The organism is Rhodoferax sp. U11-2br, assembly GCF_018619435.1.
Taxonomy (GTDB): domain Bacteria; phylum Pseudomonadota; class Gammaproteobacteria; order Burkholderiales; family Burkholderiaceae_C; genus Rhodoferax.
This window is the reverse complement of sequence record NZ_JAHFZF010000030.1, coordinates 23,940-36,195: the sequence shown is the minus strand read 5'-3', so window position 1 is coordinate 36,195 and position 12,256 is coordinate 23,940. Positions and strand designations below refer to the sequence as shown.

Below are 12,256 nucleotides of genomic sequence, written 5' to 3'. Positions count from 1 at the left end.
TTCTTGTAACTCAGTCGATATGCTGGCGCCCAGCGTCAGGGCCAGTTCGGTGCCTTGCTTGATCGCCCGTTTAGCGTCCAGCTCTTCGGCCTTGTCGGCGCCACCAATCAGGAACACGCTGCAACCCGCAGCCGCCAACTCAGCCTGTAATTCGCGTTGTGGTTCCTGGCCAGCGCAGATCACCACGTTGTCCACGTCCAGCGTCAGTTCACGCTCGCCCACGGTGATGTGTAAGCCAGCGTCGTCGATGCGACGGTAAGTCACCCCGGCCAGCATCTCAACCTGGCGGTTTTTAAGCGAGGTGCGGTGAATCCAGCCGGTGGTCTTGCCCAGACCGTCACCCACCTTGCTGGCCTTGCGCTGCAACAGCCAGAGCTTGCGCCCGCTTGGTTCGATGTGCGGTTCTTTGAGGCCACCCCGCTCGGCGTAAGTGGTGTCCACGCCCCATTCGGCAAAAAATTTGAGGGCACTCAAGCTGGGGCTGATGCCTTCACTGAGCAAAAACTCGGCCACATCAAATCCGATGCCGCCCGCGCCGATCAGCGCCACACGCTGGCCCACCGGTTTTTTGTCGCGCAACACATCGAGGTAACCCAGCACCTTGGGATGGTTGATGCCCTCAATCGGCGGGGTGCGTGGCGTGATACCGGTGGCCAGCACCACGTGGGCGTAGCCACCAGCCAGAAGTTCAGCGGCAGTCACGCGGTGGTTCAGTTGAAGTTTGACGCCGGTGAGTTCAATCTGCCTGCCAAAGTAACGCAGAGTTTCGTCAAATTCTTCCTTGCCCGGCACCTGTCTGGCGATGTTGAATTGGCCGCCAATCTGCGCGGCGGCATCGAACAGGGTGAGGTCCAGCCCGCGCCGGGCGGCGGTGGTTGCAAAGGCCAGACCCGCCGGGCCCGCACCCACCACCGCGATCTTTTCGCGCTTGGCTGCTGGGGTGATGTTGATCAGTGTTTCATGGCAGGCCCTCGGGTTCACCAGGCAACTGGTCACCTTGCCCGCAAAGGTGTGGTCCAGGCAGGCCTGGTTGCAGCCGATGCAGGTGTTGATCTCGTCCGCGCGGCCCTGAGCGGCTTTGTTGACAAATTCAGGGTCGGCTAGCAGCGGCCGTGCCATTGACACCATGTCGCAAAACCCATCGGCCAGCAGTTGTTCAGCCACCTCGGGGGTGTTGATGCGGTTGGTGGCCACCAGCGGAATGCCGACCTTGCCTTTGAGCTGTTGCGTCACCCAGGCCCAGGCGGCGCGTGGCACCTTGGTGGCAATCGTCGGGATACGTGCCTCATGCCAGCCAATGCCGGTGTTGAGGATGGTGGCGCCTGCGGCCTCAATCGCCTGGGCCAGTTCAATCACCTCATCGAGGGTCGAGCCTCCTTCAACCAGATCAAGCATCGACAGTCGGTAAATCAGGATGAAGTGGGGCCCGACCTTCTCGCGGGTGCGTCGCACAATCTCCACCGGGAAACGTATGCGGTTGCTGTAACTGCCGCCCCATTCATCGTCGCGCTGGTTGGTGCGGGCCGCGATGAACTCGTTGATCAGATAGCCCTCGCTGCCCATGATCTCGACCCCGTCATAACCCGCGCTTTGCGCCAGCGCCGCGCAGCGCACAAAGTCGTCCACCGTCTGGTAAACCTCCGCGGTGCTCAGCGCCTTCGGACTGATCGGGTTGATCGGCGCCCGCAGGTTGCTTGGCGCCACCAGTTGGTCGTGGTAAGCGTAGCGGCCAAAGTGCAGGATCTGCATCGCGATCTTGCCGCCCGCCTGGTGCACCGCCTCGGTCACCACACGGTGTTTGTCCGCCTCAGTCTCGGTGGTCAGGCGCGCGCCGCCGGGCATCGGGCGGCCGCGGTCATTGGGCGAGATGCCGCCGGTGACGATCAGGCCCACACCCCCTTTGACACGTTCGGTGTAGAAGGCCGCCATGCGATTAAATCCGTCTTTCACCTCTTCAAGGCCGACGTGCATCGAGCCCATGAGCACGCGGTTGGGCAGGGTGGTGAAGCCCAGGTCCAAGGGCTGGAGCAGGTGGGGGTAAGTCGTCATGTTTGTTCCTCGTCTTTGTTGTGTGCTGGCACGACGCGTCTGGTTGCCAGAGCCGCCGACCATCCCGGGCAGTTTAGGGGTTGTCAGGGCCCGGCCAGCATCGGCGCATAGAGTCGCTTCCCTAACGGAAAAACAGCCTGGCAGGATGATGCTGGAGGCAAGGCGCTGGGTTACCATGAGGCGCATCACTCCGGGCCCTGTATCCTTTTTTCCTGACCACCCTGTGTCGGAGCCAGACCCAGACCCCTATGCCAGCCAGTCAAAAGACCGACCGTATTCTTGCCTGTGACAACGCCGACCTGGACACCGCGTTTCTGCTGAGCATGCTGGAGGCCGACGGCTATTCCAACGTGACCGGCATCAACGACGCGCGCGAGGTGCTGGCGCTGTTGCAGCGCGAGCGTTTTGACCTGCTGGTGCTGGACATGGACATGCCCTTCATCGACGGGGTGGAGCTCACCCGCCTGATCCGGGAGCAGTTTTCGCCAGCCAGTCTGCCGATTCTGGTGATTACCGACAGCGCTGACAAGGAGGCGCGCAACCTGGCCTTGTTCCATGGTGCCAACGACTATTTGAGCAAACCGGTGGATTCGGTCGAGACCTCACTGCGGGTCAGGAACCTGCTGGGCATCCGTGACATTTACAAGAGCCAGCAGGACACCGAGCAGGAACTCGAGCGCCAGGTCAAGACCCGTACCGCCAAGCTCGATATGCTGATCCGCACCGGCATCATGATGGCCTCGGAGCACGACCGCGCCCGACTGCTGGACCAAATTCTGCTGGAAGGCCAGAAGCTGTTGCAGTGTGACGGTGCCACCTTGTACTTGGTGACCGACGAGAAAACCCTGCGTTTTGCCCATCGCACCCGTGACGACCAGCTGCCGGTGGCAGAAATCCCCCTGTATCGCTCAGACACCGGCCAGCCCGATGAGCGTTTTGTCTCGACCTATGTGGCGCTGCACAACACACCGGTACTGATTGATGATGTGGCCTTGGAGACCCGTTTTGACCTGAGTGGTACACGCCGTTTTGACGAACAAACCGGCTACCAAACCGTCTCGCTGCTGACGGTGCCGCTGGCCTCCATCACCGGTGAGGTGCTTGGGGTGCTGCAGTTCATGAACGCGCTGGATACGGCCACCGGCCAGCCCATCCCGTTTGCCCCGGGCCTGTTGCATTTGGTACAAGCCCTGGCGGCACAGGCGGTGGTGGCGTTGGACAACCTGCAGCTGATGGAGGCGCAGGAACAGTTGATGGACAACCTGTTCCAGATGATTGCCACTGCGATCGATGCCAAAAGCCCCTACACCGGGCGCCATTGCAACCGGGTGCCCGAGTTGGCGCTGATGCTGGCCCAGGCGGCCCATGACGACCAGAGCCTGTTTGCCGGCTTTCGCTTCGAAACCGCTGATCAGTGGCGCGAGTTCAAGATGGGGGCCTGGTTACACGACTGCGGCAAGGTCACCACCCCGGAGTACGTGATCGACAAGGCCACTAAGCTGGAGACCATCAACAACCGCATCCACGAAATCCGCACCCGCTTTGAGGTGCTGCTGCGCGATGCCGAGATCAGCCGCCTGCTGGCATTGCAGGCGGGACAGCCAGCTGAGCAGGCCAACGCGCAGTACGCGGCGCGGGCGGCCCAATTGCAGGACGATTTTGCATTCCTCGCGGCTTGCAACACCGGCACCCGGCCGTTGTCCGCGCAGGACCTGGCGCGCCTGACGCAGCTGGCGGCTGGCACCTGGCTGCGCCATTTTGACGACCGGCTCGGGCTGTCGGTGGCCGAGGCCGAGCGCCGCGCCAACGAGCCGGTGCAGCCTCTGCCCGTGACCGAGCCTTTGCTGGCCGACAAACCACGCCACATTTTCGAGCGCGACAGCGCGCACCAGCTTGACCCGCGTTATGGCTTCAGGATGGATGTGCCCGAGAAGCTCTACAACCACGGCGAACTCTACAACCTGAGTGTGGTGCGTGGCACGCTCACGCTGGAAGAACGCTTCAAGATCAATGAACACATGATCAGCACCGTGATGATGTTGGAGAACATGCGTTTCCCGAAGTCGCTGCGGCGGGTTCCTGAATACGCCAGCACCCACCACGAAACCCTGACCGGCACCGGTTACCCACGCCGACTCGGCAGTGCCGAGCTGTCGATTCCGTCGCGCATCATGGCCATTGCCGATATTTTTGAGGCCCTGACCGCTCCTGACCGGCCCTACAAACAGCCCAACACCGTGTCCGAGGCGATCAAGGTCTTGTTTGAACTCAAGCAGGCGGGCCAGATTGATGCCGATCTGTTTGACCTGTTCCTGAGCTCCAGGCTGTATGTCACGTATGCGCACAAGTTCCTCAAGCCCGAGCAGATCGACGAGGTGGACATCGCGGCCTACCTGGGCCAGGTGACACACTGAGTCCTCGGCCACCTCGGACCATGTCTGGCTGGACCCATACCCACCGCTGGTCAGTGCGCTGGTCTATGCGTTGGTTGGTGCCCGTGGCAGTGGTGGCGTTGTGTGTGTTGGTCACGCTGCTGGATCCGCTACCGCTGCAGATGGCGCGCAACGGTCTGTTTGACCAGCTCCAGCGCTGGCAGCCGCGCCCCTATAGCCCGGCGCCAGTGCGCATCATCGACATCGATGACGAGAGCCTCAAGCGTCTGGGCCAATGGCCCTGGCCGCGTACCCGCATCGCTGAACTCACCACCCGCTTGCAGGCGGCGCAACCGGCGTCCATCGCGTTTGACGTGTTGTTTGCCGAGCCCGATCGCACCTCACCTCACGCCATGATGGATCTGTGGCAGGCCACACCCGCTCTGCGCCAGCAACTGCAGGCTTTGCCGGACCACGACGCGGTATTCGCCCAGGCGCTCAGATCGGGGCGGGTGGTGCTGGGTTTGGCGCTTGAACGGCGTGAACAACCTGGTGCTTTGCCCGCGCTCAAGGCGCGGTATGTGGCCACCGGTGAGCCGGCCCAGCCGTATGTGCCCGCTTTTTCTGGCGCCATCAATCCGCTGCCCGAGCTGGCGGCCGCTGCCAGTGGTCTGGGGGCGATTGTTTTCCTGCCGGACGCGGATGGTGTGGTGCGGCGGGTGCCTTTGTTGATGCGGGTGGGTGACACCCTGGTTCCTTCCCTGGCTGCCGAAGCCTTGCGGGTGGCGCAGGGTGCCAAAAACTTCGGTACCCAAACCGTGGCGCAGGCCGGGGTGGGTCTGGCCGAGCTGCGTATCGGCCGACAGTCTGTGCCGACCACCGCGCAGGGTGAGGTCTGGGTGCACTATTCAGAACCCGTGGCGCAGCGGTATATCCCGGCCTGGCAGGTGCTGGCCGGTGAGGTCACTGCGTCGGAGCTGGCAGGCCAGATCCTACTGGTGGGCAGTTCGGCCCAGGGGCTGCTGGATTTGCGCTTCAGCCCACTGGGTGGGGCACTGCCCGGGGTTGAGGTGCATGCACAGGCGCTGGAGCAATTGCTCACTGGGGGGGGCGGCTTGGTCTACCCGGCCTGGGCCCAAACGCTGGCGCTGCTGCTGGCGCTGCTGGGTGGGCTGGGCGTGGGATTCATTGCACTGAGTTTTGGCGCCGCTTTTTCGCTGGCTGCGTTGGTGACGCTGCTGCTGGCGCTGGGGGCGCTTGTGGCTTATGCCTTCAGTCGCCAGGGGGTGCTTCTGGATGGTGTTGCCCCTGGTATGACGGTCATCTTTAGCTATGTTTTTTCTAGCGTGGTGCACCATCTGCAAAGTGAGCAGCGCCAGCGCTGGATACGCCAGGCCTTCTCGCGTTATGTGTCGCCGAATCTGGTGTCCTACCTGATCAGGCAGCCCGGTGCGCTGGAACTGGGGGGCAGGCGTCAGGAGTGCAGTTTTGTGTTCACCGACTTGACCGGTTTCACCAGCTGGATCGAGAAGATGGACCCACAACAGGCGGTGCGCCTGCTCAACGACTACCTGGACGGCATGATTGCCATTGCCTTCAAACACGAAGGCACCTTGGACCGGATTGTGGGTGACGCGCTGGTGCTGATGTTTTCTGCGCCGGTGGTGCAGACCGACCACCCACGTCGTGCCTTGAACTGTGCCTGGGAGATGCACCAGTTTTCCACCGCCTATGTGGCGCGACTGGCGGCCCAGAATGTGCCTTTTGGGCTGACCCGCATTGGGGTGCACAGCGGCGAGGTGATTGTGGGCAATATGGGGGGCAAAACCCTGTTTGACTACCGGGCGCTGGGTGACCCGATCAATACCGCAGCGCGGCTGGAGAGCGCCAACAAACAGTTTGGCACCCTGGTGTGTGTCTCCAGAGCCGTCCTGCGTTTTTGCCCGGAGTGGCCGGTGCGGCCCATTGGTCAGGTGCTGTTGCAGGGCAAAACCCAGCCGATTGAGGTGTTTGAGCCGTTGGCCCCTGAGCAAGCGGGTGATGTCGCTTATGCGCAGGCGTTTGAGTTGTTGCGCCAGCAATCACCGCAGGCGCTGCAGGTTTTTTCTGAACTGGCCAGCCGGCGCCCGACCGACCCGCTGGTGGTTTTACACCTGACCCGGTTGCGCGCCGGGCAAATGGGCGACCTGCTGGTGCTGAGCAGCAAGTAGCTTTAGCGCACGATCACTTCCACACGCCGGTTGCTTGGCTCATCGGCATCGTCCGGTGTTTTAACCAGCAGGTTTTTCTCGCCATGCGACTCCACCGAAAGCCGCTCAGTGCTGACACCCGCATCGCTGATCAAGGCTGACACCAGCTTGGCGCGTGTCAAACCCAGTTCATAGTTGGCTTGTGCTTCGCCTTTGGTATCGGTGTGGCCAATCACGGCCACATCCACGCCTGGGCGATGGCTGATGTCTTCCTTGATCACGGGAATCTCGGCCTGTGAGGCTTTGGTCAGGAGCGCTTGGCCCGTTTCAAAATACAGCAGGTAGCTGGTCGGTTTCTTGGGGCTGGCCGCCAACGCTGCACCAAAATCTATTTGCAGTTGTTCGTTGGTTACGGTGAAGGTCTCACTGTGCGTGCCCCCCATCAAGGTGCCTTGGTTCTTCTTGTCGAGCACGGTGGTGTGCTGCCCGCTGGTGACCACCACCTTGCCCAGGGTGCCATCCTCATCTGGCAGCAACACCACATAGTTTTTGGCACAGCCGGTCAGGCTTAGCAACAGTGCGCTGGCCAGCAACCCAAAAAGCGTGGCAAGAGTGGGGCGTGTGTGTTGGGTAGACATGGTTTACTCCGGCACCACCAGCGCCACAAAATGGGTGCCGCGCACACCAATCGTGCCGGTAGGTGTGCGTACCGACACCGCCGAGGGTTTGAGCTTGGCAATCACACCCGAGACATAGTTGAGTGAGCCCTTGCCCAGGCTGGCGCCGAGTTTCAATTGGTCCTGCGCCGGGTTGAACAGGTACTCCTCTACCATCAGTTCGGTGTCCGGACCCATCGACAACAAGGTGTTGTCGCTCAGTGTGATGCCCAGGCTGGAGGCCGGGCCCGTCTTCAACGTATCCGATGCTCTCACAGGTGTGCCGGGCGCGGCTGTGGTGCTTTGGCCGCTCGCTACCACCGTGGCCTGCCCCTGCACCGTCTTGATGTAACCGATGACCGCCTCATCGGCCCAGGCGGCCGTTGTCACCAGACCGAGTACCAGTGCCCCTGAGGTAAGAAGTGGCTTGATCTTCATGCAGTGTTCCTGTCAAAAGTGCTGTGCCGAATTGCATGCTACCAGTGTTCAGCGTGATGGGCCAAGACGTTTGCTGAGGTGTGCGGTGGCGGCGCCACAGTGGGGTCGCGGCATTTTTCCGCCGTCCTGTGGTTCAGAACATCAGCTGGCGCTGGCTCACCAAGTGGTGCCGGGTCTGGCTGATCGGGTCGGTGAACACCAGTTCTCTGGCCAGCAGTTGCAGCGGGTGCTTGTGGTCGACCTGGCCTTCGGGTGTCAGTTCGGGGTACAGACCATCGTGGAGGATGGGCAGGCCGAGCGCCAGCATGTGGACGCGCAACTGGTGGCGCTGGCCGGTGACGGGGCGCAAGGCATACCGTGCCAGATTCCCTTGCACCTGCAGCACCTCGATGTGGGTCAGCGCATTGGGCACACCGGGCACCTCGTGCTGCAGCATGAAGTGCCCGGCCTCGGTGATGCGGCTGTGGCGTGTTTGTGGCATGGGTACATCCGCTCGCCAGGGCGCAATCGCGTGGTAGGTTTTATGCACCTGGTGTTGGCTGAACAGGGCGCTGTAGGCGGCGCGGCTGCTGGGTTGTTTGGAGAACAGCACGAGCCCGGCAGTGTCGCGGTCAATGCGATGGATCGGCACCAAGTCGTCCAGCCCCAGCTTGTTCTTGAGCCGCACCAGCACCGTCTCAGCCAGGTAGCCACCGGAGGGCACCACCGGCAAGAAGTGGGGCTTGTCCACCACCAGCAGATGTTCGTCCTGGTATAACACCACCTCCTCAAACGGGATGGGGGATTCGTTGGGCACCTCGCGGTAGTAATAGAGCCGGGTGTGGGCCGGGTAGGGTGACTGGCAGGCCTGCTCAGGAGTGATTGAGTTGCCGTGCTCGTTGATCACATCACCCCGCGCCAGGCGTTCCAGCCAGGTGTGGCGCGCTACATTGGGAAAACGCTCGACCAGAAAGTCGATCAGGCTGGGCCAGGGGCCTGCAGTCAGACCCACACAGCTGGGGCCGACGCCGTTGCGGGCCGGTGGTTTAAATGCGCTCAAACACCAGATCCCAGACGCCGTGGCCGAGCTTGAGGCCGCGGTTTTCGAACTTGGTCAGTGGCCGGTAGTGTGGTTTGGGCGCGTAGCCTTGTAATTCTGGGTGAGACACAAGCGCGCTGTTTTTGAGCAGCGGCTCGGCACCCAGCACCACCAGCATCTGCTCGGCGTATTCCTGCCAGTCGGTGGCGCAGTGGATGTAACCGCCGACCTTGAGGCGTGCCGCCAGCTTGGCCACCAGCGGGCCCTGGATCAGGCGGCGTTTGTTGTGGCGCGCCTTGTGCCAGGGGTCGGGGAAAAAGATGTGCACCCCGTCCAGGCATTGTTCGGGCAGCATGTGGTCAATCACCTCCACCGCGTCGTGCGCGCAGATGCGGATGTTGCGCAGGTCCTGTTCACCAATGCGTTTGAGCAGCGCGCCGACGCCGGGGTCATGCACCTCGCAGCACAAGAAATGGGTGTCCGGCAGCAGCGCGGCGATGTGGGCGGTGGCCTCCCCCATGCCAAAACCAATTTCCAGAACGAGAGGTGTCGGTTTGATGTCATTTTGGCCTGTAGCCCTTTTTTTATCAGTGAATGCTGCTACAAAATCAAGAGTATTTGGCTGGTACGGCAGCAAGAAACGCGGTCCCAATTCGTCCAAGGCTTTGGTCTGGCCTGCGGTGGTGCGCCCGGTGCGTTTGACAAAACTGCGGATGGCGCGCCGCTCAGGGATGGCCGGTGCTGGTGGGGTGTCTTGGGTCATGGTGTGGGTGCTCAAAGTGCAGTGGATTGTAGATTTGTCGTGAAAATGCGATCAAAATGGCCCCGCTTGCCAAGACACCTCTCATCGGACCTTCACCTATGTCAGACAACCCTGCGCTTTCTGCCCATGCCTCGATGACCGAGGCGGGAGCTGAGCGTCGTCTGCGGGCGATTCTGGATGCCTTGCCCGATTTGTTGTTTGAGGTGGATCTGGCGGGGCGTTATCTGGATTACCACTCGCCCCGCACCGACTTGCTGGCGGTACCGGCTGAGGAATTCATTGGCAAGACGCTGCATGAACTTTTACCCCAGGCCACTGCTGACGCTTGTCTGGCCGCCTTGAAGGAGGCGCACACCCTGGGTTTCTCCAAAGGGTGTCGTGTCGAACTGATGCTGCCCAGCGGGCTGAGCTGGTTTGAACTGTCTGTCTCGCGCAAGGACAATGGTACGGGGCAAGCCGAGAGTTTTATTGTCTTGTCGCGTGATGTCAGCCAGCACGTTCTGGCAGAACGCAAACTGCAGCGGCTGACCCAGCTTTACGCCGCCTTGAGCCAGTGCAACCAGGCCATTGTGCGTTGCAAAAGTGAGGCCGAGCTGTTCCCGATCATCTGCGCCGATGCGGTGAAGCATGGTGGTTTGAAGCTGGCCTGGATCGGTGTGATGGACGCCGCCACCGGGGTGATCAAGCCGGTGACCTGGGTGGGGGAGGGATCTGACTCCCTGAGTGGTTTGGTCATTGACACCAGCACCGATGCCAGCCAGGGTCTGGGGCCCTCAGACCGGGCCTTGCGCGCCGGTGAACCCTACTGGTTTCAGGATTTTGCCAATGACCCAGACGCCCAGGTCTGCCACAACCGGGCCAGAACTTATGGTTGGGGCGCTGCCGCTTCCTTGCCGCTGCATCGCCGTGGCCAGCTGGCGGGCCTGTTGACGGTGTATGCCGGCGAGGCCCATGCGTTTGACGACGCGGCCCGCTCGCTGCTGCTGGAAATGGCGATGGACATCAGTTTTGCGCTGGGTCGCTTTGCTGACGAAGCGGACCGTCGACGCACGCTGCTCAGCCTGGCGGACAGCGAAGAGCGCTATCGCAAGGCGTTTCACACCAGTCCTGACGCGTTGAGCATCACCCGCCGGTCTGACGGGTTGTACATTGATGTCAACCGCGGCTTTGAGCAGGTGACTGGCTGGATGGCCACTGATGTGCTGGGACAAACCGCTGAGGGCCTGAACGTTTGGCGCTGCTCCGAAGATCGCCAACGCCTCGTTGACGCGTTAAACCGCGACGGGCATTGCGACAACCTGGAAGCAGAGTTCTGCCGCAAGGACGGCAGTGTGCTGACCGGCCTGGTATCAGCCGCCTTGGTGCGTCTGGACGAGGTGGAGTGTGTGTTGTCGATCACCCGTGACATCACGGAAAAAAAACGCACCGACGAGCGCATCACCCAGCTGGCGCATTTTGACCAGCTCACCGGTCTGCCCAATCGCAGCCAGCTGCAGGCGCGATTCGATTTTGCCCACCAATTGGCACAGCGCAGTGGCGAGGGCCTGGCGCTGATGTTCCTGGACCTGGACCACTTCAAGAATGTCAATGACACCCTGGGCCACAGCATGGGCGACCGCCTGCTGGTGCAGGTGGCTCAGCGCCTGAGCGCCACACTGCGCGCCGGGGACACCTTGTCGCGCATGGGAGGGGATGAGTTCATCCTGTTGTTGCCTGCGGTCAACGAGGAGCGTGCCAGTCAGATTGCGATGAAGCTGCTGGCCGTGATGCACGAGCCGTTCAAGATGGACACCTACGAGCTGGTCAGCACCCTGTCGATTGGGATCGCCCTGTATCCCTATGACGGCTTGGACTTTGAAACCTTGTCCAAAAACGCCGACACCGCGATGTACCGCGTCAAGCAGGCCAGTCACAACAATTTTGCTTTTTTCACCCAGGAGATGCAGTCCCATGCGGCGCGCAAGCTGCAGCTGGTCAACGCCATGCACTTTGCCCTGTCGCGTGGCGAGATGACGCTGCATTACCAGCCGCAGTTGTCCTTGCAGGATGGCCATATCGTGGGTGCAGAGGCCTTGCTGCGCTGGCAACACCCGGAGATGGGCAACCTGTCACCGGCTGAATTCATCCCGATTGCCGAGGACAGCGGTCAGATTCTTGCCATTGGTGAATGGGTGTTGCGCAGCGCCGTGACCCAGCTCAAGCGCTGGATCGACGACGGCATGGCACTTATGGTGGTGTCGGTGAACCTGTCGGCGGTGCAGTTTCGCCACCCCAATCTGCTGAGCATGGTGACCCAGATCCTGGGCGAGGTGGGCTTGCCACCCCAATACCTGGAACTGGAGTTGACCGAGGCCATGGCGATGGACGACCCGATGGCCGCCATCACGCTGATGAACCAGTTGCACGATCTTGGCATCCACCTGGCCATTGACGATTTCGGCACGGGTTACTCGTCTTTGAGTTACCTCAAGAAGTTCAATGTGTCCAAACTCAAGATCGACCAGAGTTTTGTGCGGGACATCAGCGACGACCCGGATGACAAGGCGATCGTCACCGCCATCATCAACCTGGCCGCGAGCCTGAACCTCAAGACCATTGCCGAGGGGGTTGAGTCTGCCAGCCAGCTGGCTTTTTTGCGCCTGCAGGGTTGTGATGAGGCGCAGGGTTATTACTTCAGCAGGCCGCTTCCGGTGTCGGCATTTGAGGCGTTTGTCCGGGCGCAACAAGCTGTGATCTGAACCGCCTGATGGCGCGGTGACAGCTTTTTTGGG

The 12,256-nt window shown here is 61.5% G+C and carries 7 protein-coding genes and 1 pseudogene; 3 read left to right on the top strand and 5 right to left on the bottom strand.

The window, feature by feature from the left end; genetic code table 11:
- Nucleotides 1-30: 30 nt before the first annotated feature.
- Nucleotides 31-2,049: pseudogene (locus KKO72_RS16840) on the bottom strand (FAD-dependent oxidoreductase); the annotation flags it as partial.
- A 248-nt stretch (nucleotides 2,050-2,297) separates the two neighbouring features.
- Between KKO72_RS16840 and KKO72_RS16835 the strand changes: the two are divergent.
- Together KKO72_RS16835 and KKO72_RS16830 are read left to right on the top strand one after the other, a co-directional pair.
- Complete coding sequence (locus KKO72_RS16835) at nucleotides 2,298-4,463, top strand: HD domain-containing phosphohydrolase (RefSeq protein WP_214941531.1); 2,166 nt, start codon at nucleotides 2,298-2,300, stop codon at nucleotides 4,461-4,463.
- Between the two features lie 20 nt (nucleotides 4,464-4,483).
- Nucleotides 4,484-6,631: a CHASE2 domain-containing protein gene (locus KKO72_RS16830; RefSeq protein WP_251140729.1), complete on the top strand. Its 2,148-nt coding sequence runs from the start codon at nucleotides 4,484-4,486 to the stop codon at nucleotides 6,629-6,631.
- Between the two features lie 2 nt (nucleotides 6,632-6,633).
- Here KKO72_RS16830 and KKO72_RS16825 read toward each other — a convergent pair whose 3' ends face one another.
- The 4 genes from KKO72_RS16825 to trmB form a co-directional block, all read right to left on the bottom strand.
- On the bottom strand, nucleotides 6,634-7,248 hold the full coding sequence (locus KKO72_RS16825; RefSeq protein ID WP_214941517.1) for an OmpA family protein: 615 nt from the start codon (nucleotides 7,246-7,248) through the stop codon (nucleotides 6,634-6,636).
- A 3-nt stretch (nucleotides 7,249-7,251) separates the two neighbouring features.
- Nucleotides 7,252-7,704, bottom strand: coding sequence for a FecR domain-containing protein (locus KKO72_RS16820; protein WP_214941514.1), 453 nt, complete (start codon nucleotides 7,702-7,704; stop codon nucleotides 7,252-7,254).
- A gap of 133 nt (nucleotides 7,705-7,837) precedes the next feature.
- On the bottom strand, nucleotides 7,838-8,743 hold the full coding sequence (locus KKO72_RS16815; protein WP_251140728.1) for a pseudouridine synthase: 906 nt from the start codon (nucleotides 8,741-8,743) through the stop codon (nucleotides 7,838-7,840).
- Complete coding sequence (gene trmB, locus KKO72_RS16810) at nucleotides 8,730-9,485, bottom strand: tRNA (guanosine(46)-N7)-methyltransferase TrmB (RefSeq protein ID WP_214941511.1); 756 nt, start codon at nucleotides 9,483-9,485, stop codon at nucleotides 8,730-8,732. Before trmB ends, KKO72_RS16815 begins: the two co-directional genes overlap by 14 nt.
- 98 nt (nucleotides 9,486-9,583) lie before the next feature.
- On the opposite strand from trmB, the gene KKO72_RS16805 reads away from it, so the two are divergent.
- Nucleotides 9,584-12,223, top strand: coding sequence for an EAL domain-containing protein (locus KKO72_RS16805; RefSeq protein ID WP_251140727.1), 2,640 nt, complete (start codon nucleotides 9,584-9,586; stop codon nucleotides 12,221-12,223).
- The last annotated feature ends 33 nt before the right edge of the window (nucleotides 12,224-12,256 follow it).

Bases quoted from the DNA above. Each gene is read 5' to 3' on its own strand.
- KKO72_RS16835 (WP_214941531.1), top strand. From the start codon at position 2,298: ATGCCAGCCAGTCAAAAGACCGACCGTATTCTTGCCTGTGACAACGCC.
- KKO72_RS16830 (WP_251140729.1), top strand. From the start codon at position 4,484: ATGTCTGGCTGGACCCATACCCACCGCTGGTCAGTGCGCTGGTCTATG.
- KKO72_RS16825 (WP_214941517.1), bottom strand. From the start codon at position 7,248: ATGTCTACCCAACACACACGCCCCACTCTTGCCACGCTTTTTGGGTTG.
- KKO72_RS16820 (WP_214941514.1), bottom strand. From the start codon at position 7,704: ATGAAGATCAAGCCACTTCTTACCTCAGGGGCACTGGTACTCGGTCTG.
- trmB (WP_214941511.1), bottom strand. From the start codon at position 9,485: ATGACCCAAGACACCCCACCAGCACCGGCCATCCCTGAGCGGCGCGCC.
- KKO72_RS16805 (WP_251140727.1), top strand. From the start codon at position 9,584: ATGTCAGACAACCCTGCGCTTTCTGCCCATGCCTCGATGACCGAGGCG.